22 protein-coding genes are annotated in these 25,529 nt (G+C 66.3%); 11 read left to right on the top strand and 11 right to left on the bottom strand.

What is annotated here, in order from left to right; all coding sequences use genetic code 11:
• Positions 1–325 precede the first annotated feature (325 nt).
• Positions 326–1,069: a FadR/GntR family transcriptional regulator gene (locus tag AB4Y42_RS07255; RefSeq protein ID WP_368693768.1), complete on the top strand. Its 744-nt coding sequence runs from the start codon at positions 326–328 to the stop codon at positions 1,067–1,069.
• A 4-nt stretch (positions 1,070–1,073) separates the two neighbouring features.
• Here the strand turns inward: AB4Y42_RS07255 and AB4Y42_RS07250 are convergent, their stop codons facing one another.
• The 3 genes from AB4Y42_RS07250 to AB4Y42_RS07240 are packed head-to-tail and all read right to left on the bottom strand — an operon-like array spanning position 1,074 to position 5,623.
• Entirely contained in the window at positions 1,074–2,708 is a 1,635-nt protein-coding gene (locus AB4Y42_RS07250; RefSeq protein ID WP_368693767.1) for a methyl-accepting chemotaxis protein, read from the bottom strand.
• 15 nt (positions 2,709–2,723) lie between these two features.
• Positions 2,724–3,032 (bottom strand): hypothetical protein, encoded by a 309-nt coding sequence (locus AB4Y42_RS07245; protein ID WP_368691090.1) that lies wholly within the window; start codon positions 3,030–3,032, stop codon positions 2,724–2,726.
• A gap of 47 nt (positions 3,033–3,079) precedes the next feature.
• Complete coding sequence (locus AB4Y42_RS07240) at positions 3,080–5,623, bottom strand: EAL domain-containing protein (protein WP_368693766.1); 2,544 nt, start codon at positions 5,621–5,623, stop codon at positions 3,080–3,082.
• Between the two features lie 253 nt (positions 5,624–5,876).
• On the opposite strand from AB4Y42_RS07240, the gene AB4Y42_RS07235 reads away from it, so the two are divergent.
• A complete protein-coding gene (locus tag AB4Y42_RS07235; RefSeq protein ID WP_368693765.1) occupies positions 5,877–6,449 on the top strand; it encodes a helix-turn-helix domain-containing protein in 573 nt (190 codons plus the stop codon).
• Positions 6,450–6,465: 16 nt separating this feature from the next.
• Positions 6,466–7,002, top strand: coding sequence for an N-acetyltransferase family protein (locus tag AB4Y42_RS07230; RefSeq protein ID WP_368691093.1), 537 nt, complete (start codon positions 6,466–6,468; stop codon positions 7,000–7,002).
• A 15-nt stretch (positions 7,003–7,017) separates the two neighbouring features.
• On the opposite strand, the gene AB4Y42_RS07225 is transcribed toward AB4Y42_RS07230, so the two are convergent.
• The 7 genes from AB4Y42_RS07225 to AB4Y42_RS07195 all read right to left on the bottom strand — a co-directional run bounded on the left by AB4Y42_RS07225 (position 7,018) and on the right by AB4Y42_RS07195 (position 14,772).
• On the bottom strand, positions 7,018–7,800 hold the full coding sequence (locus AB4Y42_RS07225) for an alpha/beta fold hydrolase (RefSeq protein WP_368693764.1): 783 nt from the start codon (positions 7,798–7,800) through the stop codon (positions 7,018–7,020).
• 16 nt (positions 7,801–7,816) lie between these two features.
• Complete coding sequence (locus AB4Y42_RS07220) at positions 7,817–8,833, bottom strand: helix-turn-helix domain-containing protein (RefSeq protein WP_368691095.1); 1,017 nt, start codon at positions 8,831–8,833, stop codon at positions 7,817–7,819.
• Between the two features lie 227 nt (positions 8,834–9,060).
• Entirely contained in the window at positions 9,061–9,861 is an 801-nt protein-coding gene (gene eutC / locus AB4Y42_RS07215; RefSeq protein ID WP_368691096.1) for an ethanolamine ammonia-lyase subunit EutC, read from the bottom strand.
• The gene (locus tag AB4Y42_RS07210) at positions 9,858–11,255 is read right to left on the bottom strand and encodes an ethanolamine ammonia-lyase subunit EutB (RefSeq protein WP_368691097.1); all 1,398 of its coding nucleotides are present in this window, start codon (positions 11,253–11,255) and stop codon (positions 9,858–9,860) included. Before AB4Y42_RS07210 ends, eutC begins: the two co-directional genes overlap by 4 nt.
• Positions 11,256–11,282: 27 nt before the next feature.
• On the bottom strand, positions 11,283–12,716 hold the full coding sequence (eat, locus tag AB4Y42_RS07205; RefSeq protein WP_368693763.1) for an ethanolamine permease: 1,434 nt from the start codon (positions 12,714–12,716) through the stop codon (positions 11,283–11,285).
• Between the two features lie 168 nt (positions 12,717–12,884).
• Positions 12,885–13,904: a peptidoglycan DD-metalloendopeptidase family protein gene (locus tag AB4Y42_RS07200; protein ID WP_368691099.1), complete on the bottom strand. Its 1,020-nt coding sequence runs from the start codon at positions 13,902–13,904 to the stop codon at positions 12,885–12,887.
• Positions 13,905–14,376: 472 nt separating this feature from the next.
• Positions 14,377–14,772 carry a hypothetical protein gene (locus tag AB4Y42_RS07195; protein ID WP_368691100.1) on the bottom strand — a complete coding sequence of 132 codons (396 nt, stop codon included), beginning with the start codon at positions 14,770–14,772 and terminating at the stop codon, positions 14,377–14,379.
• Positions 14,773–14,831: 59 nt separating this feature from the next.
• Between AB4Y42_RS07195 and AB4Y42_RS07190 the strand changes: the two genes are divergently transcribed.
• From AB4Y42_RS07190 to AB4Y42_RS07175, 4 genes are read left to right on the top strand one after another with little or no spacing between them, the layout of a single operon-like run.
• Entirely contained in the window at positions 14,832–15,548 is a 717-nt protein-coding gene (locus AB4Y42_RS07190; RefSeq protein ID WP_368691101.1) for an ABC transporter permease, read from the top strand.
• Positions 15,545–16,468, top strand: a complete 924-nt coding sequence (locus tag AB4Y42_RS07185; protein WP_368691102.1) for a glycine betaine ABC transporter substrate-binding protein — start codon at positions 15,545–15,547, stop codon at positions 16,466–16,468. The genes AB4Y42_RS07190 and AB4Y42_RS07185 overlap by 4 nt, the downstream gene beginning before the upstream one ends.
• A gap of 15 nt (positions 16,469–16,483) precedes the next feature.
• Positions 16,484–17,137: an ABC transporter permease gene (locus AB4Y42_RS07180; protein ID WP_069265903.1), complete on the top strand. Its 654-nt coding sequence runs from the start codon at positions 16,484–16,486 to the stop codon at positions 17,135–17,137.
• The gene (locus tag AB4Y42_RS07175; RefSeq protein ID WP_368693762.1) at positions 17,134–18,303 is read left to right on the top strand and encodes a betaine/proline/choline family ABC transporter ATP-binding protein; all 1,170 of its coding nucleotides are present in this window, start codon (positions 17,134–17,136) and stop codon (positions 18,301–18,303) included. Before AB4Y42_RS07180 ends, AB4Y42_RS07175 begins: the two co-directional genes overlap by 4 nt.
• Positions 18,304–18,316: 13 nt before the next feature.
• On the opposite strand, the gene AB4Y42_RS07170 is transcribed toward AB4Y42_RS07175, so the two are convergent.
• Positions 18,317–20,443, bottom strand: a complete 2,127-nt coding sequence (locus AB4Y42_RS07170; protein ID WP_368693985.1) for a TonB-dependent receptor — start codon at positions 20,441–20,443, stop codon at positions 18,317–18,319.
• Between the two features lie 348 nt (positions 20,444–20,791).
• On the opposite strand from AB4Y42_RS07170, the gene AB4Y42_RS07165 reads away from it, so the two are divergent.
• From AB4Y42_RS07165 to glgX, 4 genes are all read left to right on the top strand, one after another.
• The gene (locus tag AB4Y42_RS07165) at positions 20,792–20,995 is read left to right on the top strand and encodes a DUF6632 domain-containing protein (RefSeq protein WP_368693761.1); all 204 of its coding nucleotides are present in this window, start codon (positions 20,792–20,794) and stop codon (positions 20,993–20,995) included.
• Positions 20,996–21,121: 126 nt separating this feature from the next.
• A complete protein-coding gene (locus AB4Y42_RS07160) occupies positions 21,122–22,657 on the top strand; it encodes a methyl-accepting chemotaxis protein (RefSeq protein ID WP_368691104.1) in 1,536 nt (511 codons plus the stop codon).
• Between the two features lie 124 nt (positions 22,658–22,781).
• On the top strand, positions 22,782–23,105 hold the full coding sequence (locus AB4Y42_RS07155) for an antibiotic biosynthesis monooxygenase (RefSeq protein ID WP_368693760.1): 324 nt from the start codon (positions 22,782–22,784) through the stop codon (positions 23,103–23,105).
• 228 nt (positions 23,106–23,333) lie between these two features.
• Positions 23,334–25,511, top strand: coding sequence for a glycogen debranching protein GlgX (gene glgX / locus AB4Y42_RS07150; RefSeq protein ID WP_368693759.1), 2,178 nt, complete (start codon positions 23,334–23,336; stop codon positions 25,509–25,511).
• Positions 25,512–25,529 lie beyond the last annotated feature (18 nt).

Genomic DNA, 25,529 nt, shown 5'->3' with positions numbered 1-25,529 from the left:
GGGAATGGCCGACACCGTGTGCGTGACGCAGGGAATCTTGCTGGATGTGCTGCAGCGGGACTGGACCGGACGCGCCGGACCAGCGGAATGACCTCTTCAAAGGCGTCCCCTCGAAGCAAAACGTCGGGCATGCGTGAACGCCTCCCCGTCTGACAGTACTGGCATACCAATCGGCGCGCGATAGTGGTTTACCACTGGACCCCGCGCGTGCTGAAAGCGGGCGGAAACCCGCGCCGCCTCGACGCTTGGCGGCGCGGCAACTGGTGTACCATTCTGGCGAACTTCAGCCGCCTCCCGGCGGCTTCGACGCTTTCGAGAATCCTGGATGGCCGATCTTTCGCACACGCCAACCGGTCGCGCCGCCGATGCGGACGCAACCGACCGCTCCTACGTCGGCCTCGCGAAACAGATCTACGACCTGATCGCGGCAGGCGACGTCGGGCGCGCGCCGGGCGCGCCTCGCACCCGCCTGCCCTCCGAGCGCACGCTCGCCGAGCGTTTCGGCGTGAGCCGCACGCAGGTCAGAGAGGCGATCATCGCGCTCGAAGTGCAGGGCGTGGTCGAGGTGCGCGTGGGGTCGGGCATCTATGTGGCCGACGCGCAGGAGACGCGCGCCATCGCCTTCGAACTGCCGCGCGGGCCGGGCCCGATCGAGACGCTGCGCGCGCGCGAAGTGATCGAGAGCGGCATCGCGGCGCTCGCCGCGACCGAACGCAAGGATGCGGACCTCGATCGCCTCTTCGCCGCGTTGCGCACGATGCGCGAAAACATGGACGACAAGGCCGCCAACGAGGCCGCCGACCGCGAGTTCCATCTGGCGATCGCGGGCGCGACCGGCAACGACATGCTGCGGCACGTTGTGAGCGCGATGTGGGACAACTCGCGCGCCGACCCGCTGTGGAAAAAAATCGAGGAGCACTTCCATACGCCCGCGTTGCGCGCGGCTTCGCAGGAAGACCATCAGCGCATTTTTTCGGCCATCATGGCGCGCGACGCCCACGCCGCGCGTGCGGCGATGCAGGCGCATCTCGCACGCGTGATCGGCGAGTTCACGCAGGCCTGGCGTTAGCCCCTCATGCCACCGCAGGCAGCGCGCTTGCCTCGTGCGCAACCGCCGGCGGCGTGACGGGCGGCGTCAGCGACGGCGTGTCCGCCGTCTCGCTCACGCGGAACGTCGCCACGGCATCGGCCATCTGGCTCGCCTGCTGCTCGAGCGACTCGGCGGCAGCCGCCGCCTGTTCCACGAGCGCCGCGTTCTGCTGCGTGACCTGATCCATCTGGCTCACCGCCGTCTCGACCTGCTCGATGCCGGCGCTCTGCTCGACGGTAGCCGAGGCGATCTCCTTCATGAGGCCCGACACCTTGTCCACCGAAGCGACGATCTCGGCCATCGTCGCGCCCGCCTCGCCCACGAGCGAGCGGCCGTTGCGCACGTCGTGCACCGAGGCGTCGATCAGCGACTTGATCTCGCGCGCCGCGGCGGCGCTGCGCTGCGCGAGCATGCGCACCTCGCCCGCGACGACGGCGAAGCCGCGCCCCTGCTCGCCCGCGCGCGCGGCCTCGACCGACGCGTTGAGCGCGAGAATATTGGTCTGAAACGCAATGCCGTCGATGATGCCCGTGATGTCCGCGATCTTGCCCGAGCTGCGGCTGATCTCCTCCATCGTGTCGATCACCTGCTCGACCACGCGTCCGCCGCGCTGCGCGACATCGGCGGCGCCCGTGGCGAGCGCGCTCGCGGCGTTCGCATGCTGCGCGTTCTGACGCACGCTCGACGTCAGCTGTTCCATGCTCGACGCCGTCTGCTCGAGCGACGCAGACTGCTGTTCCGTGCGGCTCGACAGATCGAGATTGCCCGCCGCGATTTCGCGTGCGCCCGTGTTGATCGCATCGCAGCTCGATCGCACGCTGCGCACCGTATGGCTCAGGCCGCCCTGCATGCGCCGCATCGCGCCGAGCAACTGGCCGATTTCGTTGCGCCCGCCGCCTTCGATATGGACCGAGAGATCGTTCGCGGCGATCTGGTTGAGCACTTCCACCGCCTCTTTGAGCGGCGCCGTGACGAGGCGGCGCAGCGCCAGATGCGTCGCGACGACGAGCGCCAGCGCCCCCAGCAGACCGACCGCCACCATCGCCATTACCCAGTTGTGCTCGCGCGCGGACTGGTCGAGCGTCGCGCGCGTGGCGGCATCGGCGTTCGCGCGCAGTGCGGCCACGCTGGCCGAGAACTGCGTATTCGCACTGGCGACATCTCCAGCGGCCAGCGCGGCATAGGTTGCCGTGTCGCCGGATTCGAGCGCCGTGGCCGCGCGCTGCAGCGACTGCGCAAGCGCGCTCCACGCGCCGAGCAAGGCGTCGCGCTGCTGGGCCGCATCAAGGTCGAACGGGGCGCTCTCGCGCAGCGCGGCGCTGTGCTTCGAGGCCTGCTCGAGGAGATCGCGTGCTTCCTGCTGCGCGTGCTGTTGTGCTTCGGCGGCGCCTTTCTCCATCTCGGCCTGATAAGCACGCGCCAGCGCCGTTTGCGCGAGCGCCGCGTCCTCGCGCAAGGCGAGCGCGAGCGCGTCCTGGCGTGCGACTTCGTGGATGTAACGCGCCGAGTCGTCGGCGCGGCCGATCATCAGGACACCGACCGCTGCGCCCACCACCAGCATCGCCGCGAACGTGCAGAGCACGAGCAGCAGCCCTTTTCGAATCGTCAGATTACGCATTGCCTTATTTCCGCTTCAGGGCCTCAACGTGGTGGGAACGGCATCGCTGCCCAGCCGGGCCAGCAGCATGTTCGCCTGTTCGATCAGCGTGGCACGGTATTCACCTGGCAACAGCACGTCGTCGGCCACGGCCATCGCTTCGCCAAGCTGCGCGCGAAACGCGAGGATCGTGCGTTCGATCTGCGCCGTGGACAGCTGCGGCAGCACCGCCTCGACGAACTTCGTCATCACCACCACACTCGCGCCGAAGCGCGAGATGGCCTTGCCATGCGCGCTCACTAGCGCGGTCATCGAGTTCAACAGCATCTCGTCACTGGTGCTCACGGGATTCTCCGGATACTTCGGCTAAAGGGGGAAAGCAAAGGCCGTCTTCAGCCCGCCACGCACGCCTCGAGCGCGCGCGGCATCAATTCAGCCGGCGCGGGACGCGCAAGCAGGAAACCTTGTGCGCGGTCGCAGCCGATCTCGCGCAGAAACTCGAGTTGCCGCGGCGTCTCGACGCCCTCGGCCACCACCGTGACGCCGAGCGAGCGCGCCATCGCGACGATCGCGCGCACGATCGAGCGGTCTCGCGCGGCGCTTTTCTTAACACGCGGCGACATCCCGGGCCCCGGCTCGGCCATGTCCGCGAGGAACGAACGGTCCACCTTGAGCGTGTCGACCGGTAAGGACTGCAGATACTTGAACGACGAATACCCCGTGCCGAAGTCGTCGATCGCGAGGCTGATGCCGCGCGCGGCGAGCTCCTGCAGCAACGCCTCGATGCCGCCGCGGCCCGACGTCATCGCCATGCTCTCCACGAGTTCGAGCTGCAGGCGCGTGGCTGGCAGGCCGGTCTCGCTGAGGATGGTCGTAAGCTGATGCAGAAAACCGTCGTGCAGACATTGCCGCGCCGAAAGATTCACGCTGATGCGGCCGAAATCGAAGCCCTCGTCCAGCCACTCGCGCGCCTGCCGGCAGGCCTCACGCAACACCCATGCACCGAGCGGCACGATCAATGAGGATTCCTCGGCAATCGGGATGAACTGGTCGGGCGGCACGAGGCCGCGGCGCGGGTGCTGCCAGCGCGCGAGCGCCTCGATATTGACGAGCGCCCCGCTCGCCACCTCGAATTCGGGTTGATAGTGCAGCACGAGTTCGCCCGCCTCGAGCGCATGGTGCAGCTCGCTTTCGAGCACGATGCGCTCCATTGCCGACGATGTCATCGGCGTGGCGAAGAAGCGGAAGTTGTTCTTGCCGGCGTCCTTGGCCTCGTACATCGCGCGGTCGGCTTGCATGAGCAGTTGCCGCGGATCGTGCGCGTCGTCCGGATACATGCTGATGCCGATGCTCGGCGTGACGAACAGCAGCTGCTCGCCGATGTGCATCGCGGCGCCCACGCGCGCGAGCAGCCCCTGGGCGATCTGCCCGACGTGGCGAATGTCTTCGATATCCTCGATCAGCAGCGTGAACTCGTCGCCGCCGAGGCGCGCCACCGTATCGGTCTCGCGCACGGCTTCGCGCAGGCGCGCAGCGATCACGGTGAGCGCCTCGTCGCCCACGCCATGGCCCATCGTGTCGTTGATGAGCTTGAAGCGGTCGAGGTCGAGGAACATCACCGCGACGCGCTTGCCCGAGCGGCGCGCGCGAGCGAGCGAGAGCGTGAGGCGCTCGGTGAAGAGCGTGCGATTGGGCAGGCCCGTCAGGGCGTCGTGCGTCGCGAGGTAGCTCAGGCGCTCCTCGGTCTCGCGGCGCTGCGTGATGTCCGCGAAGATCGCGGCGTAATGCGTGCAGCGGCCGCTCGGGTCGCAGATGCTGGAAATCGTCAGGTATTCCAGGTAAAGCGCGCCGTCCTTGCGGCGGTTCCAGATTTCGCCCTTCCAGTGGCCGTTCTGCTGCAGGCTGCGCCAGAGCGCGCCGTAGAACGCCGGGCCCTGGCGGCCCGAGTTGAGCAGGCTCGCGTTGCGCCCCAGCGCCTCGTGCTCCGTATAGCCCGTGAGCCGCGTAAAAGCGGGATTCACGCGCTCGATGGTGCCGTCGAGGTCGGTGATCATCACGCCGTCGAGCGTCGACTCCACCACCTGGTCGGCGAGGCGCAGGTTCGCGCGCGAGGCGAGCAGCGCGTCGTCGCGCTCGCGCAGCGCCATCTGCAACTCGCGCACGAAGCCGCCTTCGATGTCGTGCAGGATATGCGAGAGGTCGAGCAGGCCCGCGAGACGCCCGTCTTCGCCGATCACCCCCACGTGACGCATGCGGTGCTCGAGGAGATACTGACGCGCCGCATAGAGGCTTTGCGAATGCGCGAGCGAGCGCAGCGGCCGGCTCGCGCGCGCGCCGACCGTACCGTCGAGCGCGCCGTCGGCAGCGAGGCGCACCACATCGCGCTCGGTGACGATGCCGAAGTCGCCTTCGGGATAGCTCACGACGAGCGCGCTCAGACGCCGCGCACGCATGCGCTGCATGGCCTCGTGCATGGCCATGCGCGCGTCGACCACGAGCGGCATCGCCGCGTTGACCGAGCCGACCGTCTTCAGCCGCAGAAAGCACTCGAGCCCCTGGTTCATGACCAGGTCGGTTTGCGTGACGATGCCGAGCGAGCGGCCCGACTGATCCACGACGAGACAATGACGGATGCCCTCGCGCTTGAAGCGCAGAGCGGCGTCGCGCAGACGCGTGCTCGCCGGCAGCGCGCGCACCGGATGGCTCATCGCATGGCGGATGGGCAGCGCGAGCGCGGCGGCGTCTTCGCCCAGCGCGAGCGCGTCGTGCTCGGTCCAGATGCCGACGGGTCGCCCCATTTCGGTAATGACGATGGCGCTATAGCGCCGCTCGCTCATCATGCGCGCCGCTTCGCGTATCGGCACGTCGGGCCCGCAGGCAAGCGGCGGCCCTGAAAGTAGCTGCCCGATTTCCAGGTCCAGCGTGTGGTGTTGCATGTTGCGTCCCGAACCGCACGGCGATGTCTTTATGAGATAGCGGGAAACTAACAGCGGGCAGCAGGCCTTCAATTGACGAAAATCAAGGTTTTGACCGCCCAAAACGACGCAAACGTTTGCGTGTCGGCGAACCGGAATATCAGGGCGACATCATCTGTCGCATGCCTGCGACAAACTTGATGCGCATAAACTTTTATATACGGAATTGCATAATCTAGTTTACTAGACGAACAAATCCATTAAACTGGAAGACATGGATATCCACACCACTATCGCCCGCCGCCTGCGCGAACTGCGCGACGCCAGAGGCTGGTCGCTCGAAGCGCTGGCCGAGCGCAGTTCGGTGAGCCGCTCGAATATCTCGCTCATCGAACGCGGGCAAAGCAGCCCCACGGCCGTCGTGCTCGACAAGCTCGCCACGGCGCTCGGCGTCTCGCTCGCCTCGCTCTTCGAGGCGCCGGGCGACGATGCGCGCCAGACCCCTTCCCCGCACGCCGCGGCCCGTGATCAAGCAGTCTGGACCGATCCCGAGTCGGGCTACGTGCGGCGCAATCTCTCGCCGCCCGTATGGTCGCCCATCCAGCTCGTGGAAGTGCACTTTCCGCCCGGCCAGCGCGTGGCCTACGACACGAGCCTGCACGACGCGGAAATTCATCAACAGGTCTGGGTGATGGAAGGCGTGATGGAGATGACGGTGGGCGAGCGCGTGTGGCGGCTCGAAACCGGCGACTGCCTCGCAATGCGCCTCGACTGCCCCATTGCCTATCGCAATCCCACGAACGCGCCGGCGCGCTACGTCGTCGCGCTCTGCAGGACCACTAACTGACCGGGTTCACAATCCCATGAGCGAAGCCATCGAGGTACGCCGCCTCACCGCCGAACAGGCGCAAGCCTGCGCACCCGCGCTTGCGGACGTACTCATCGACTGCGTGGAGGGCGGCGCCTCGGTGAGCTTCATGCTGCCGATTGCGCGCGAGACGGCGCTTGCGTTCTGGCACGGGGTGGCGCAAGACGTGGCGCGAGGCGGCCGCATTCTGCTCGCGGCCGAAGACGCACAGCAGCGCATCGTGGGTACGGCGCAACTCGTGACGGCGCAGCCGGAAAACCAGCCGCATCGCGCCGATGTCGCCAAGGTGCTGGTGCACCGCGCCGCGCGCGGACAAGGTATCGGGCTGCGCCTCATGCTCGCGATCGACGAGGCGGCAAGGCAAGCCGGAAAATCGGTGCTCGTGCTCGACACCGTAACGGGCGGTGCGGCCGAACGGCTCTATGCGCGCGCCGGTTGGGAGCGTGTGGGCGGCGTGCCGAATTACGCGCTGATGCCGGACGGCGCATTGTGCGGCACCACGTTCTATCACAAGCAGCTGGTGAGCCGGTGAGGCGCCGTCGCTTCCTCAAGCGCCTCGTTCGAGCATGTTGCTGATGGCGAGCGCCAGGCCATCGGGATTGTCGTACGCCATCATGTGCTCGGTATTGGCAACGAGTTCGACGGCGCAGCCGGCTTGGTCGAATTGGGCAAGTTCGCCACTCGTGGCCGTTTCCGGAAGAATCACCCCTTTTCTCGCATTCAGCCTGGCGAATTTGCCGAGCCAGTCTTCCGCGTTATCGTCCAGCGCGGATTTTGCCCATTGGTAAATGGCATGAGGCGATGCGACGGCAAACGGGTCCAGCCAGGCGTCGTTGCCGCCCGCGGCTTTCAACTGCGCCAGCAGCTGCGAAAACCCAACGGCTACGAATTGCGCTTCGGTCATCGACGTTATTTCCGACAACATCGCTTTGCCGTAATCGTTCAGACCGGGCGCACATAAGACCACGGTACCCACCTGGACCGGCAGGCGTTTCGCGAGCTTCAGCGCGATGAACGCGCCAGCGCTATGACCGAATAGATTCACCCGCGTGAAGGGCTCGCTCGTGACGAAGTTTGAGAGGACATTCGCCTGGGTCTCCGAATCATAATTCCCGTCCTCTGGTTTGTCGCTGAACCCCGCTCCCAAGAGATCGACGAGGAGCGATCGGCGTTTCGGGTATGCATGGGAGCCCACTACCGGTGGGTAATCGCTGCTGGCCGCACAACCCAAACCATGAATGAACAGAAGCGGCTCGGAGGAGTGCGTGCCGGAAAATAAATCCAGGTAGCGAAGAATGTGCCCTCTGTCATCAGTGGTGAACGGGTTCATATTCCGGTCCGCGAATTCAGGGCGTTGCCTCCGCGCGCAACGCCTCGGAAGGCCGCATGCCGAACATGCGCCGGTAATCGGTGGCGAACTGGCTCAAATGCCAGAAGCCCCAGGCGGTGGCCACGTCCTGCACCGAACCGGCCGCGCGAGCGCACAGGTCGCGCCGGGCGCCGTTCAGGCGCAGCGCGCGCAGGTAGGTGGCGGGCGCCATGCCAAGCACGTCCTGAAAGCAGTACTGGAGCGTACGCCGGCTCACGTGCAGCTGCTCGCAAAGCTCCGGCACACCGACCGGCCGCGCGCGATGCGCGAGCACGTAGTCGCGCGCCTGCGCAACGATCCAGCGGCGCCGCGAGGCGGACTCGATCACCGCATCCCCGCTGCCCGCGCAGGCGTCGAACAGCGCGGCGAGCACTTCCGCCTGCAATGCGTTGCGTTCGAGGTCCGAAAGCGGTGCGTCCGGCACGTTCTCATGCGCCTGGCCGCCATCGTCGAGACACCTCGCGAGCCGCGCGCAAAGGCGTTCGATGCTCGCCGCGCCCGCCTGCACGACAGGGGCAGCCGGCAAACGCTCTTCGAGCGCCGTGTGCTCGACCGCGGCCGCATAGTGGCGCAGCACGTCGCCGCGCACGACCACGCCGTAGATCGAAAATTGCGCCGGCGTGAGCAACTCGAACTCTACGTTGCCGGGGCGCAGCGCAAACGCCTGCGCGCCAATGGGCTGCGCGTCGACACGCGCCTCGCCTTCGCGCGGGACCGGTATGCCGAACCACCAGGCGTCGCCGCGCACCTCGCACGCCTGGCGCAACGTGTGGCTCGTGGTCTCGCGGAACACCTTCATGGTGTCGAGTGGCAGTTCCGTGAGCGTGCCGACGAAGCGGCCCGCCGCCAGCTGGTCGTAGGTCTGCCGCCAGCCCACGAGGTTGCGCGCCTGCTCGTCGGCGTCGTGCGCCACGCTGACCACGGTGCGGGCGCCAGGCGCGTTGCATCGCGCCTGCCCGGCCGTGGCTTCGGTTCGCTCTGCCGTTTCGTTCATGATTGCCTCCCAGCACGCGCTTGCTTCGATCGATCGTCGATTGATGCAAGAGTCGCGCCAGCGAGAACGGTATGCGGCATGGCCATGCCGGGCGCCGCGCTGCTCCACGGCGGCGCAATGGCGGCGAGCGGAGTGCTCAATCCCTGCACAGGCGGCAGCACCGCCGCGGTGCGTCGCCTGCTCCAACGGTTGCGGCGGATGCAGTCTCCGCCCGCGCGTGCGGACCCTCATGCAGACGTGATCTGCCCTGCCGCCCCGACGCCCGGCAGCGTCGCGTCGCTATCGTCCTTCAGTCCGACGCCGGTCAGCCCGAGCCGCCGCGCATGCGTGAGGAGGTAGTGGAGCTTGTGCGCGGCCGCTTCATACGGCAGCCCTTCGGGACGCACGTTCGAGATGCAGTTGCGCTGCGCGTCATGGCAGCCCACCTTCGGCGCGTAGGTGAGATAGACGCCGAGGCTGTCTGGCGAGCTGAGCCCGGGCCGCTCGCCGATCAGCATCGCCACGAGTTTCGCGCCCAGCAGTTCGCCGATCTCGTCGCCGAGCGCCACGCGTGCCTGGCGCGCGACCACCACTGGGCCGATGCGCCAGTCCGCAAGACGCGCGCGTACGGCGAGGAGCAGCGGCGCGGCCTGTTTCGCGGCGGCGATCGCCGAAAGGCCGTCGCCGATCACGAACACGACTTCGGGCGGCTCCTCACGCGCAGCCGTGGCCAAACCCGCCGCCTCGACCAACGCGGTCCGGCTCGCCTCCGACAAGCGCCGCCCAAGGTCTGGCCGGCGCAAATAATGCTGCCGGTCCGGCGCCGCGCTTTCCACGCCGAGCGTGGCGAACCCCTCGGCTTCGAGCGTGCGCCGCAAGGCTTCGGCGTCGAGCGGGTGATGCACGGCGTCGCGCGCCTGCGCGTGCGAGAGATTGAACGCGAGCAGCGGCGCCGTGGGCAAGCCGTTGCCCGCGCGCCCGAGCGCGATGCGCGCGTTCGTGAACGCCTTGAGACCGCCCCACGGGTTCTTTTCGACGGCGTCGCTCATGCGTCGATCCCCAACCACTCGTGCGCGCCCGCGAGCAGCGGCACGCGCGCGGAGCCCGGCAGGAGCGCGCCTTTCGCGTCGACGATCTCCATGGTCTCCAGCCACTCCTCGAACTCCGGCGCGCGGCGCAGGCCGAGCAGGTCGCGCACGTAGAGCGCGTCGTGAAACGAGGTGCTCTGGTAGTTGAGCATCACGTCGTCGGCGCCCGGAATGCCCATGATGAAGTTGATGCCGGCCGCGCCCAGCAGCGTGAGCAGCGTGTCCATGTCGTCCTGGTCGGCTTCGGCGTGGTTCGTATAGCAGATGTCGCAACCCATGGGCACGCCCAGCAGCTTGCCGCAGAAGTGATCTTCGAGCCCCGCGCGAATGATCTGCTTTCCATCGTACAAATACTCGGGGCCGATGAAACCGACCACCGTATTGACGAGAAACGGCTCGAACTTGCGTGCGACCGCATAGGCGCGCACCTCGCAGGTTTGCTGGTCCACGCCGTAGTGCGCGTTCGCCGAGAGCGCGCTGCCCTGCCCCGTCTCGAAGTACATGAGGTTGTTGCCGACCGTGCCGCGTTTGAGCGAAAGCGCCGCCTCGCGCGCCTCTTTCAAAAGTGCCAGCGAAATGCCGAAGCTCGCGTTCGCCTTCTCCGTGCCCGCTATCGACTGAAACACCAGATCGACGGGTGCGCACTTTTCGATAGCCGCGATCGTGTTGGTAACGTGCGTGAGCACGCAGGACTGCGTGGGCACGCGGTAGCGCTCGCGAAACCCGTCGATCATCGCGAGCAGCTTCACGATGGCCGCCAGACTGTCCGTGGCGGGATTGATGCCGATCATCGCGTCGCCGCAGCCGTACATCAGGCCGTCGAGCATCGAGGCGGCGATGCCCTTCACGTCGTCGGTGGGATGGTTCGGCTGCAGGCGCACCGACATGCGGCCCGGCAGCCCCACGGTGTTGCGAAAGCGAGTGACCACGGGCCGCTTTTTCGCCACGGCGATCAGGTCCTGATTGCGCATGAGCTTCGACACCGCCGCGACCATCTCGGGCGTGAGGCCCGGCGCGAGGCGCTCGAGCGCTTCGGTGGTTGCCGCGCCGGAGAGCAGCCAGTCGCGGAAGTCGCCCACCGTGAGGTGTGCGACGGCCGCGAACGCGGCGGCGTCGTGATCGTCGACGATCAGGCGCGTGACCTCGTCGTCTTCATAAGGCACGAGCGCTTCCGCAAGAAACGCCTTGAGCGGCACCGCGGCGAGCGCCATTTTCGCGGCCACGCGCTCCTCTTCGCTCGCCGCCGCCACGCCCGCGAGCTGGTCGCCGGAGCGCAGCGGGCTGGCTTTGGCGAGCAGCGTCTTGAGGTCCGCGAAGCGGTAGGTGCGCGCGCCGATCGTCTCCGTATAGTTCATGCGTTGGACTCCTGTGAATCTGGAGGCTCACTCCTCGAGCAGCCCCTCGGCGGGCACCCCCTCGCGCTGTGTGCGCGTGGCGAGGAAATACGCGTAGCCGAGCGCGAGAAACACCACGAACACCCCCGCCACCAGCGCGTTGAAATACACCATCGTGCCGAGGCAAACGAGCGCGGCGACGAGCGCAAACGCCGGGAAAAACGGGTACAGCGGCGCGCGAAACGGCCGGTCCATGGCCGGCTGCACGCGGCGCAGCCTGAAGAGCGCCGCCATGCTGACAATGTACATCACGATTGCGCCGAACACCGACATCGTGACGATGTTGGCCGTGAGCGTCTGCCCGCCGAACTGGATCAGCTCGTCGCTGTAGATCGCGGCAATACCGACCACGCCACCCGCGAGAATCGCGCGATACGGCGTCTTGAAGCGCGGATGAATTTTCGCGAGCCACGCGGGCAGATAGCCTTCGCGGGCCAGCGCGAAGATCTGCCGCGAATAGCCGAGGATGATGCCGTGAAACGAGGCCACGAGACCGAACAGCCCGAGCCAGACGAGCATGTGCATCCAGCCGCTGTGCTCGCCCACGATGAACTTCATGGCTTGCGGCAGCGGGTCGTTGATATTGGCGAGCGTGGTCCAGTCACCGGCGCCGCCCGCGAACACCATCACGCCCACGGCGAGCGCGACGAGCGTGAGAATGCCGGCCACGTAGGCGATGGGAATCGAGCGGCGCGGGTTCTTCGCTTCCTCGGCGGCCATGGCCACGCCTTCGATCGCGAGGAAGAACCAGATGGCGAACGGAATCGCGGCGAACATGCCATGAAACGAGCCCAGCGAAAAATGATCGTTACCCGACCAGCCGCCCTTCGTGAAGTGGCTCCATGCGAAGCCCGGCGACACGACGCCCATGAACACGAGCAACTCGAAGATGGCGAGCAGCGTGACGATCAGTTCGAAGGTCGCGGCGATCTGCACGCCCACGATATTGAGCGCCATGAAGACGAGATACGCGCCCATGGCTGCGTGTTTGGGCTCGAGTCCGGGGAACTGCACGTGCAGGTACGCGCCGATGGCGAGCGCGATGGCGGGCGGCGCGAACACGAATTCCACGAGCGTGGCCGCCCCTGCCAGATACCCCCCGTGCGGGCCGAACGCGCGGCGGGCGTAGGCGAAAGGCCCGCCCGCATGCGGTATGGAGGTGGTGAGTTCGGTAAAGCTGAAGATGAACGTGGTGTACATCGCCGCGACGAACAGCGCCGTGACGACGAAGCCGAGCGTGCCGGCGCTGGCCCAGCCGTAGCTCCAGCCGAAGTACTCGCCCGAGATCACGAGGCCGACTGCGATGCCCCATAACTGCCACGTGCCGAGCGTTTGATTGAGCGCCGGCGCGCCCGGCTTGCCCGGTGATGTACCAACTGTCGTGCCAACTGCAGCGGGACGTGCGTTCGATTCGCCTTGCATGGTTTTCTCCCTCTGGGTGGCCCGGGCGGCCGGCCCTGGCCACCTCGGTTGAGTGGAACCATGCTATTGAGTCATTAATCGACGTGTTATCGAAAATCGGCAAATCGTGCCTGCGGCGCAGCACAGGCCATTGCGGGCTTCCTTGCGGCAGCCTTTCGCGCGTTGCGCCTAAAGCAGCGGGTCGATGAGCGCGACCTGTTGCGCGAAGCGCTGCTTGTCCTCGCCCTGCAAGGGATCGCGATGCGGCAAGTCGACGGTAAGCGGATCCTGCGCGACCTGATCCACGTGCACCTCGTAGTGCAGATGCGGCCCCGTCGCCCAACCCGTCGCGCCCACGTACCCGATCACCTGCCCCTTGCTCACCGTCTGCCCCACTTTCAAGTGCTTCGCAAAGCGCGAAAGATGGGCGAAGGTCGTGGAGTAAGGGCCGAAGTTTTCGAGCTTCACGACCTTGCCGTAGCCCGTCTGCCAGCCGGCGAACTTCACAGTGCCGCGCGCGGTCGCGTGAACGGGCGTGCCGACGGGCGCCGCGAGATCGACGCCTTCGTGCGGCTGCACGCGATGCGTGACCGGATCGAGCCGTCGCATCGAGAAATGCGAAGACACGCGCGAGAACCTCACGGGATAGCGCAGGAACGATGGCGCGGCAGCATGACCGTCGGCCGAATAGTAGAACGCCTTGCCCGCGAGGTTCCGGTACAGAAAGAGATCGTGCGAGACGTTGCCGTTCGAGATGCGGATCGCGACAGGCGTGTCGTCTGAAGACGCTGTGTTCTGTGGTGTACCGGCATTCGCCGCGCTCACGTCGCTTGCATCGTTTGCTTCGCTCGCGCCGTTCGCACCGTCTTTGTCATCGCGAAACACGAAGCGTATTTCGCTGCCGCGTTGCAGATCGCGCCGGAAATCGAGCCGGCCCGAGAAGGCGCGCGCCAGCCTCGCTGTCGTCGCCGCATCCACCCCGAGACGCTGGGCCGCCTCGGAGAAGCTGTGCTCGACCACGGCGGTCTCCACGCGAAACGCCGGCGCGCTTTCGCTCGCGGGCGCCGCGCTGGCCGCCGCCTGCGACGCCGCATCCTGCGCCGGCGTCGCGGGCGTCGCCGTCGCCGCGTCGGCAAGCGGATCGTCGGTAGCAACGTTCGCATGTCGATGGGCGAGCCACGCGGCGCTCGTCAAACCGATTGCTGACACAACGATGAGTTTCCCCGCGAGGCCCGGGGAGGCCGCTATTGCACGAAAAGCCATGAATCGAATGACGGATTGCAGAGCAGAGAAACGCGCACGCGTGCCGCGCTTCTCGAGGTGAAATCGGAAGTGAGATCGATGGCCGCATCGTTGAACCGGCGAGCATCGATGATGCGAAGCGCTTCAAATTAAATGGCCTTTCTTAAACGAAACTTAAGAAAGCGCAAAGAGCGGAACATTCTGCCGCAGCGCCTCGATGCAATACCGGGAACGCCGCTTGCTAAAGCCCACGATGCAGAAAAAGCGTACCTGTACGTCACTTTCTGTCGCCTTTAAAAAACGGGAAATGCTACCGAAGTTTTTTTATCCGGATAACTTATTAATTTCCCGAAATGACATACCGAATGCAACCCGACCTGTTATACGTCAACTCGCGATCGTTCCCCAAGGTAGACGCACCTAATCGAATGATCTATACTCATCTCGTTTCGATCACAACGAAGTCGTTCTCGTGCGCATTGAGATACCCGGTCCACGCTAAAGGGCCGCTCTGTCGCAAGCGCCGTTCAAATGGGCCTCCGGCCCTCGCGTAGCGGTTCAAAGCCGCCGCATCCAAGCCGTCATCCGGCGGTTTCCTGCTCCAGCGCGCATCGATCTGCTCGGTGCCGTTGAGCTGAACATGATAACCAGAAGAACGCCATAAAAGTGCGTTCATACCACTGCGGCCACGTCGCCATCGTGCGCGGGCGGACTGGTTTTTGTCCGCGTTTTTGCCCGCGCTTTTGCCCGATTTTCTGTCCGTTGTTTTAGTCGGTTCCAATCGCGGCCATGCCGGGATCACGAACTTCCTTCGCGGCGCCTTGAGCATCCTCATGGGCGTCCCCGCTGCGCAGCGTTGCGCCGCGCGGCACAAAAACAAGGAGGCGTACCTTCATGACTCGACGCTCTGCCCTGCTCGCGGGCAGCCTGATCGCCCTTGCCGTCATCGCGTGGGCCCTCTCGCGCGCCATCGGCGCCGATACGTGGCAAAGCCACGCAGGCGACCTCGCTTACTACACCGGGCGGCACCTGCTGCTCGTCGGCTATTCGATGGCGCTCGCCATCGTGGTCGGCGTGCCCGCCGGCGTGCTGCTCAGCCGGCCGCGCTTCGCGCGCCAGGCCGAACGCTTCATGCAGATCTTCAACGTGGGCAACACGATTCCGTCGCTCGCGGTGCTCGCCATTGCGCTCGGCGTGTTCGGCATCGGCGACATTCCCGCCATCGTCGCGCTCTTTCTCGCGTCGCTGCTGCCCATCACGCGCAATACGTATGAGGGCGTGAAGAACGTGCCAGCCGCATTGCGCGAAGCCGCGCGCGGCATCGGCATGACGGGCTGGCAATCGCTCACGCGCGTGGAATTGCCGGGTGCGCTGCCCATCATCGTGGGCGGCGTGCGCACCGCGCTCGCCATCAACGTGGGCACGGCGCCGCTCGCTTATCTGATCGGCGCGGACAGCCTCGGCTCGCTCATTTTCCCCGGCATCTATCTGAACGATCAGCCCTTGCTGCTGCTCGGCGCCGCGTTCACGGCCGCGCTCGCGCTCGTACTCGACGGCATGGTCGCCGCCGGCAGCCATCAGTGGCTCTCGCGTCACGGAGGGCTCGCATGATGTTCGCGTCACCTTTCAAGTCCCTGCGCCGCTTCGTTCGGGCCTGCGTGATCGGAACGGCGCTCGTTGCCGCCGCCACGCCCGCGTTCGCGCAGCCCAAGCTCGTACTCGGCGCGAAGAACTTCACCGAGCAATACGTGCTCGCCGAAGTCACCGCGCAATACCTGCGCTCGCGCGGCTATACCGTGGAGGTGCGCTCCGGCCTCGGCAGCACGCTCATGCGCAGCGCGCTCGAGAACGGCCAGTTCGACCTCGTATGGGACTACACGGGCACGGCGGCACTCGTCTACGACAAGCTGACCGAGAAGCTTGCGCCCGAAGCGATGTACGAGCGCGTGAAGGCGCTCGATGCGCCGCGCGGTCTCGTCTGGCTCAACGCCTCGCCGCTCAACGACACCTATGCAATCGGTCTGCCGAGCAAATTCGCCGAGGAAACCGGCATCACCACGGTCTCGCAGCTTGCGCAAAGGTTGAAGACGGACCCCGACGCGAAGCGTTACGTGTTCGGCATGGACGCCGAATTCGCGAATCGTCCGGACGGTCTCAAGCCGCTGCTCGCCACCTACGGCATGAGCTTTCACCGCTCGCAGATGAAGCAGATGGACCCCGGTCTCGTCTACACGGCGCTGCATAACAACCAGCTGAAGATCGGCCTCGTCTACACGACCGATGGCCGCGTGAAGGGCTTCGGCATCGTGCCGCTCGAAGACGACAGGCACTTCTTCCCGCCGTACAACGCCACGCCCGTGGTGCGCAAGGAAGTGCTGGAGCGCAATCCCAAACTGGCCGCGCAGCTCAACGCGCTGTCCGCCGCCCTCAACAACGACGTGATGCAAGACATGAACAAGGCCGTGGATCTGGACGGCAAGCCCGCCCAGCAGGTGGCGGCGGAGTTCCTGCGCACGCATTCGCTCCCCTGAAGGAGGCCAGGCCATATGAACGTATTCGACTATCTCGCTTCGAGCTGGCCCGAGCTGCTGCAGCTCACGCTCCAGCACCTCTACCTCGTGGGCATCGCCGTGGGCTGCGCGATCATCGCGGGCGTGCCGCTCGGCGTGCTCATCAGCCGCCATGACTGGCTCGCCGCGCCGCTGCTGGGACTGGCGACCATCATCCTCACGCTGCCCTCCATCGCGCTGTTCGGCCTGATGATTCCGGTGTTCTCGCGCTTCGGCCAGGGCATCGGCGCGGTGCCCGCCATCACGGCAGTGTTTCTCTACTCGCTGCTGCCCATCATGCGCAACACCTACCTCGCGCTGCGCAACGTCGATGCGGGCATCAAGGAGGCCGGCACCGGCATCGGTATGACGTCGTGGCAGCGGCTGCGTCTCGTCGATTTGCCGCTGGCCGTGCCCGTGATTCTCGCGGGCGTGCGCACGGCGGTCGTGATGAACATCGGCGTGATGACCATTGCCGCCGTGATCGGCGCGGGCGGCCTCGGCACGCTGATCATTCGCGCCATTGGCCAGAGCAGCATGATGAAGCTGCTCGTGGGCGCCGTGCTCGTGAGCGTGCTCGCGATCGTCGCCGACCTGTTGTTGCAGATGCTGCAGCGCGCATTGACACCGAAAGGAGTACAGAAGACATGATCGAACTCGACCAACTGACGAAGACCTTCACGCAGAAAGACGGCCAGGCCGTACGCGCCGTCGACTCGGTGAGCCTTTCGGTGGCCGAAGGCGAGATCTGCGTGTTCCTCGGCCCCTCGGGCTGCGGCAAGACCACCACGCTCAAGATGATCAACCGGCTGATCGAGCCGACCTCGGGCCGCGTGCTCATCAACGGCGAGGACACCACGGGCCTGAACGAAGTGGACCTGCGCCGCCGCATCGGCTATGTGATCCAGCAGATCGGCCTGTTTCCGAACATGACGATCGCGGAGAACATCACCGTCGTGCCGCGCCTGCTCGGCTGGGACAAGAAGCGCTGCGCCGAACGCGCGGCGGAACTGATGTCGATGGTCGCGCTCGACCCGAAGCTGTATTTGAAGCGCTATCCGCGCGAGCTTTCGGGCGGCCAGCAGCAACGCATCGGCGTGATTCGCGCGCTGGCCGCCGACCCGCCCGTGCTGCTCATGGACGAGCCGTTCGGCGCGGTCGATCCGATCAATCGCGAGGCCATCCAGAACGAGTTCTTCCAGATGCAGCGGCAACTGAAGAAGACCGTCATCATGGTGAGCCACGATATCGACGAGGCGATCAAGCTGGGCGACCGCATCGCGGTGTTCCGGCGCGGCAGGCTCGTGCAGTACGATCACCCCGATACGCTGCTCGCGCGCCCGCATGACGACTTCGTCGCGCAGTTCGTGGGCCAGGACAGCACGCTCAAGCGCCTGTTGCTCGTGAAGGCCGGCGACGCCGCCACGCAGCCCGAAACGGCGCGTGCCGAAACGCCGCTCTCGCACGCGTTCGCCGCGATGGACGAAAGCGACTCGCGCTACCTCACCGTGCTCGACGACGCGCAGCATGCGCTCGGCTTCGTGGCGCGCCGCGCCGCGCGCGGGGCCGAAGGCGCGTGCGGCGATCGCATCACGCCCTTCCCCGCCACCGTGTCGGTCGACGACAACCTGCGCATCGTGCTCTCGAAGATGTACCAGTTCCGCGCCTCGTGGATGCCGGTGCTCGACGCCGAGGGCGCCTACGTGGGCGAGATCACGCAGGATTCGATCGCCGACTATCTGAGCTCGGGCCGCTCGCGCCAGCAGACCGGACAGCCGCCGAGCGCGGCGGCGCGGCCGGCGGCTGCCGCCGTGTGAGCGGCTTGACGCGCTAGAACGTGGTGCGCAATCCGACCATGACACTGCGCCCGCCCTCGGGCGCGATGTCGCGCACCACGGAACTGGCATAGCGCACGTCCTGATTCGTGAGATTGTCGCCGCGCACGTATGCGAGCCAGTTCGTTGCGCCCACATGGAATTTGTAGGTGAGCGCCAGCGCGATCGTGGTGTAGCCGGCGGTCGGCAAATCGTCTTCAGGCACGCGGTTTTGCGCCCACGCGTGCACGAGTTCGGCGTGCGCGCCGAACGGGCCGTAGCCGTAATCGGCGTTCAGCGTCGCCCGCAACGGCGCAATGCGCGGCAGCGGCGCGCCCGTATCTACGTTGCGCGCGTGCGTGTAGTCGGCGGCCAGGCCGATATCGAGCCGATGCGCGCCGCGCTCCAGCACGCGCCAGCGCCCTTCCAGTTCCACACCATAAAATTCTGCGGGCACGCCGCGATAGACGGCCTCGTTGAGCGCATCCGCGGTGCCGGCGGGCACGGGCGTGTCGTCGTCGTCCACGAGGCGGCCCGTGTTGTACTCGGTGAGGTAATTGCGAAAGCGGCTGTAGAACACGCCCGCGCTCGCCTTGTTCGGGCCGCTCGCGTAGCGCAGCGAAAGATCCGTGGATACGGCCTTTTCCTTCTGCGCGTCGGGGTTGCCGATCAAATACTGGCCGGTCGCGTCATGGGGGCCGTTTGCGTAGAGCTCGTAGAAGGTCGGCGCGCGCTCGGTGTACGCCACGTTGCCGACCACCGACCACACCGGCGTGAGCGTGTAGAGCGCGCCCGCCGAGAGGCTGCCCGCGTTGAAGTCGCGCGCCTGCACGCCCGCGAACTTCGTGCCGTCTTCACCCGCCACCGGATCGAGCTTCACATGCTCGATGCGCGCGCCCAGACTCAGCTTGAGCGCCGGCGTCACATTCCATTCTTCCAGACCGAACAGCGCGACGTTGGTGGTTTGCGTGGTCGGCACGAGCGCCTCGTCGCCCAGCGCCGAGAAGGTGTTCTGGCTCACCTGCACGCCGAAGGCGCCCTCCAGCGGCCCGAGTTTCGCGTGGCGCGCTTCCAGGCGCGCTTCGTAGCCGTGATTGCGGAACGTCGTGCTCGTTTCGCCGTTGTCGATCTCGCGATGTTCGTAGTCCGTATAACCGAAATCGAACTTGAGCTGGCTGATCGGCCCCTGCAGGTTGCGCACTTCGGAAGCGAGCGCCACGTGGTCCTGATGCATGCGCAGGCGCACGTCGTCTTCGGCCACGGAGCCGTAGTTCGCGTCGAAGCCGTTGTACGAGATGCCCGCGTAGCCGTCGGCCCAGGTGTACGAGGAGCCGACCGCACCGCCGTGCCAGCGGCCGTCGCTGTTCGGGATGCTGCCGTAGGGCTCTTCGGCATCGGGACCGTCCAGCGCACGTTGCTGCGCCGAGTGCGCGTAGCCGGGAATGCGCTGGTCGCTCGTGTCGCGGGCGAAGGCGTCCACGTGGAAGGCGAAGCCGCCGTTGCCGCCTTCCACCTGCGCCGCGCCCGCGCGCGCGTCGTTCGCCCCGCCGTAGCTCGCGTCCACCGCGCCGGTGACGCCCGAAACCGGCTCGCGCGGAATGCGGTTGTCGATCGTGTTGACCACGCCGCCGATCGCATTGCCGCCGTACAGCAGCGCGGCCGGCCCGCGCACGATCTCGACGCGCTCGATCGAGAGCGGGTCCTGCGGCACCGCGTGGTCGTACGACAGCGACGAAGCGTCGAACGCGGCGACGCCGTTCTGCAGCAGGCGGATGCGGTCGCCGTCCATGCCGCGAATGATCGGACGCCCGACCATGGGGCCGTACGTTGTCGTGGAAACGCCCGGCAGGCCGTTGAGCGTTTCGCCGAGCGAGTTGGCGCGGCGCAGGACGAGCGCGTCACCGTAGAGCGCGGTGGAGGGCGCCGTGAGGGCGGTGTTGCCGAGCGGGTTCGCGGTGACGAACACCGGCGCGAGCGTCGTTGCGCCCTGCTGGGTGTCGCCAGCCACCGCATTGGCATCGTTCGTAGCCGGCGATTGGGCATGAGCCAGCGCACCGCAGAGCGCGAGCGGCAAGGGAGCGAGCGGCAGGACGCGCGCGAAGCGCAGCCCCGCCAGCAGCGCGGACAAGGACGTAAAAGGAATGGTCGCCACGATGGTTTCTTGTTTGCGTCGTTGGAGTGATGCGCGGCGAACGTCCGGGGCCCAGGGTGGACGCACGCCGCGCAGGAGTTGTGGCTGCAGCTGGACGCGAATGTTACGTTATAACATTACTAATTGGGAAGGAGATTTTGACGGATGGCTTTCAGCTCACAATCGCCATGCGCGCGCGGCGTTGGGGCAAACGTCGCCGATCACGCCGCGAAAACGCACGAACTCGCGCGCTAGTTGCAGGGGACTTGCGCGAGGCACCGCGTGCGCGCCCACGCTGGGCGTGTTCCTCATGCCAGATCAGGCTCAGATGCTCGAGCGGCCGGCGCGCGGCGCGGGTTCATGGTGTGGTCGAGCGTCGTGCACGGCGCGATCATGACGGTCCAGTCGCTGGCGTCGCCCGGCCATCTCGGCCATCTGCTCGGCGACGTGCCTGCCCTCTTCATCGTCGCCGCCGTGCTGGCCGTGCTCACGCCGCGCCGCGCGAGCGCCCGTGCTCCGGCCGTGGTGACAGGGGCCCGGTCAAAAAATTCTGTAGTTTCTTAAAAATATCCGGGTTCACCCTAAACCCCGACCGCCAGCTGTCGATATGTAAGGTGACGCCCGTCGGCGGCCGCCCGCGGAGATGGGCCGCCCCGCTTGCGTTGCCCCTGGTCAAAACGGTACCGACGCATGACACTCACCATTCGGGCGCGCATCGCCCTCACGTTCGCGCTTCTCGCCCTCCTGCTCACGGTTTCCGGCGTTCTCGGCTTCATCAGCACCGAAAAGGCCAATAGCGCCAACCGCGACACCTATCGCAACAAGCTCGCCGAATCCACGGCCATCGACAACGCGGAAATCTATATCGCGCGCACGCGCCTCGTGCTCGACCGTGTGGCGCTGCACCCCGACGCGCCCTCGGTCCCCGACCAGCTGCAGCGCGCCGCCGGCTTCTTCAAGAACTCCGACGAGTGGTGGACGAAGTTCACGCAGATGCCGCACGAGAGCGACGAGCTGCCGCTCATCGCGGCGACCACCGAGCGGCGCACCGCCATGCGCAACGCGGTGTCGGACTTCACGAAGGCGCTCGAATCGGGCGACAAGGCCAGCGCCGACAACATCGCGATGACGCAGCTCTCCGACCTTTACAGCGCCATGAGCGCCGCGAACAACGAGGTCAAGAAGCACCTCTACAACAACGCGAAGGTGCGTTATGAGGAGGCCGAAGCAAATTTCCATCTGTTCTCGGGCGTGAGCGCCGCCATGGTCGTGCTCGGCCTGCTCGGCGCGGGCCTCGGCTGGGTGATGCTGCGCCGCGCGATCATGGAGCCCCTCAATTACGCGCTCAAGAGCCTCGATGAAATCTCCTCGGGCAATCTGAGCCAGGCCGTGCGCGCGCAGCGCCGCGACGAAATGGGCCTGCTGCTGGAAAACATCGAAAAGACCCGCAAGGAACTGGGCTCCGTCACGGGCGCCGTGCGCTCCGGCAGCGAATCGGTTTCGGTGGCCACGCGGCAGATCGCGGCGGGCATGATCGACCTTTCGGCGCGTACCGAGGAACAGGCCGCGTCGCTCCAGGAGACGGCCGCGAGCATGAACGAGCTGACGTCGGCGGTGAAGCAGAACACCGACAACGCCCGCCAGGGCAGCACGCTCGCGCAAACGGCGGCCAACGTGGCGTCGCGCGGGAGCGATGTCGTGCAGGACGTGGTGAGCACGATGAGCGAGATCGAAGGCAGTTCGCACAAGATCTCGGAGATCACGGCCATCATCGAAGGCATCGCGTTCCAGACCAATATCCTCGCGCTCAACGCGGCCGTCGAGGCGGCGCGCGCGGGCGAGCAAGGCCGCGGCTTCGCCGTGGTCGCGAGCGAGGTGCGTTCGCTCGCGCAACGCTCGGCCGCGGCGGCCAAGGAGATCAAGGACCTCATCACGAATTCGGTGGCCACCGTTTCGCACGGCACGGAACTCGTTTCCACGGCGGGCGCGACGATGGCCGAGCTGCACACATCGGTGCAGCGCGTGACCGCCATCATGAACGAGATCGCCTCCGCCTCGGAGCAGCAGCAAAGCGGCATCGAACAGGTCGACACCGCCGTCACGCAGATGGACGAAGTCACGCAGCAAAACGCGGCGCTCGTCGAGCAGGTGACCGCCGCGGCCCAGGCGCTCGATACGCAATCCACGAAGCTTGCCGGCACCGTGCAGGTGTTCCGCGTGGCCTGAGGGCGATGGACCGACGCGGCGCAGGCGCTTTCACGGCCTCTTATAATCGGAACTCGAAGCAGCGGCGGCCGCAGTCACCCGCCGCCTTGCGAATCGATTTTCCGTACGCGAAGAGGAACGCCGCATGTATATCGCCATGAACCGCTTCAAGGTCGCGCCGGGCTCCGAGGCCGCATTCGAGGAAGTCTGGGCCACGCGCGACACGCACTTGAAGCAAGTGCCCGGCTTCATCGAATTTCATCTGCTCAAAGGCCCGCAGCGCGAAGACCATGTGCTCTACGCGAGCCACACGATCTGGGCGAGCCACGCGCACTTCGAAGACTGGACGCGCTCCGACGCCTTTCGCGCGGCGCACCGAAACGCGGGCAACGCGGGCGGTGCAAACCGTACGGTCTATTTGAGCCATCCCGAGTTCGAAGGCTTCGAGGTCGTGCAAACCGTGAAGTAGGCGCTGCACGCGAAGTCATCAAAAGAATCGGTAATTCTGTGCACGCGCTGCGCCAAAGCTACACGCTCGCAGCGCGCACCACCGCGGTGCCCCGCGCATCCGGCCCCTCTCCCCTCGTCTTCCCCCTGCGTTGGGCGCTCAGGCCCAAAGCTTGCTTGATTCAAGCCCCCGCCCTCGCGCGCAACGGTGTTGGCGGCGCGCGCCATCGCGTCCCCAACCGACGAGCCCATGAAGAAAAAAACCGCTACCCGCATCGTAGAAGGCCAGCCGTTCCCACTCGGCGCCACCTGGAACGGCCGCGGCGTGAACTTCGCGCTCTTCTCCGCGAACGCTACCAAGGTCGAGTTGTGTCTGTTCGACAAGAGCGGCCTGCGCGAACTCGAACGCATCGAGTTGCCCGAATACACCGACGAGGTGTGGCACGTCTATCTGCCCGAACTCGAACCGGGCGCCATCTACGGGTATCGCGTGCATGGGCCGTACGAGCCGCAGGCGGGCCATCGCTTCAATCCGCACAAGCTGCTGCTCGATCCGTATGCGAAGGCGCACGTGGGCGCGCTGCGCTGGCATCCCGCCGTGTTCGGCTACACGATCGGCAGCCGCGACGGCGATCTCTCGTTCGACACGCGAGACAGCGCGCGCTATGTGCCGCGCTGCCGCGTGGTCGATCAGGGCTTCACATGGCACCACCCGATGCGCGAGCGTGTGCCGCGCGAGCGCACGATCATCTACGAAACGCACGTGCGCGGCTTCACGATCCGCCATCCCGACGTGCCGCACGAAGAGCGCGGCACCTTCGCGGGGCTCGCGCAGACGCCGGTGCTCGAATATATCCGCGGCCTTGGCGTGACATCCGTGGAGCTGCTGCCCATCCACACCTTCGTGAACGACTCCCACCTGCTCGAACGCGGTCTCACGAACTACTGGGGCTACAACACCATCGGCTTCTTCGCGCCGGACCCGCGCTACTCGGTGGGCGCGCACGGCTCGATCGACGAGTTCAAGAACATGGTGGACCGCCTGCACCAGGCGGGTCTCGAAGTGATACTCGACGTGGTGTACAACCACACGGCCGAAGGCAGCGAACTCGGTCCCACGCTCTCGTTTCGCGGCATCGACAATGCTTCGTACTACCGGCTACCCGAAGACCGGCGCTACTACATCAACGACACCGGCACGGGCAATACGCTGAACCTCTCGCACCCGCGCGTGCTGCAGATGGTCACGGACAGCCTGCGCTACTGGGTGCTCGAAATGGGCGTGGACGGTTTTCGCTTCGACCTCGCGACGATCCTCGGGCGCGAGCCCTATGGCTTCGACGAAGGCGGCGGCTTTCTCGACAGCTGCCGCCAGGACCCGATTCTCGCGAGCGTGAAGCTGATTGCCGAGCCGTGGGACTGCGGGCCGGGCGGCTACCAGGTGGGCGGCTTTCCGCCCGGCTGGATGGAATGGAACGACCGCTTTCGCGACACCACGCGCGCCTGGTGGAAGGGCGACGAGGGCAAGGCGCCCGAGCTCGCCACGCGCCTGTGCGCTTCGGGCGACAGCTTCAACCGGCGCGGGCGGCGGCCATGGTCGAGCGTGAACTTCGTCACCGCGCACGACGGCTTCACGCTGAACGATCTCGTTTCATACAACGACCGTCACAACGAAGCCAACGGCGAAGACAACCGCGACGGCCACGGCGACAATCTCTCGTGGAACTGCGGCGCGGAAGGCCCGACCGACGACCCCGAGATCCGTGCGCTGCGCGAGCGCCAGAAGCGCAACTTCCTCGCCACGCTGCTGCTCTCGCAGGGCACGCCGATGCTGCTCGCAGGCGACGAGTTCGGCCGCACGCAGCGCGGCAACAACAACGCATATTGCCAGGACAACGACGTGAGCTGGGTGGACTGGGAGGGCATCGACGACACGGGCCGCGCGCTCGCCGACTTCGTGCGCAAGCTCACCGCGCTGCGCCATGCGCTGCCGGTGCTGCGACGCAACCGGTTTCTCATCGGCGAGCACAACGCCACGCTCGACGTCACCGACGTCGAATGGCTCTCGCCCGCCGGCGTACCGCTCGCTCAGGAGCAGTGGGACGATTCGGCCATGCGTTGTTTCGGCATGCTGATCGATGGACGATCGCAGACGAGCGGCATCATGCGCCTCGCCTCGGATGCGACCATGCTCATCGTGTTCAACGCCTATCACGACGTCGTGGAATTCACGCTGCCCTCCGTACCGGGCAACGATCAGTGGAGCTGCCTCATCGACACGAACATGCCCGTGCGCGACGAACTGCCCGAATTCGAGGCGGGTGATATCTACCAGGTGACGGGCCGTTCGCTGCTGCTGTTCGCGCTGCACGCCCGTGGCGCGACGCAGCGGGTGTTCGACCGGCTGGAGGAAGACCTCACGGGGTGAGCGACAGGCTTTTTCGCG

Source organism: Paraburkholderia sp. EG286B (genome assembly GCF_040965655.1).
Taxonomy (GTDB): Bacteria; Pseudomonadota; Gammaproteobacteria; order Burkholderiales; family Burkholderiaceae; genus Paraburkholderia.
The sequence above is the reverse complement of the archived record's forward strand: the minus strand, read 5'-3'. Positions and strand labels throughout refer to the sequence as shown.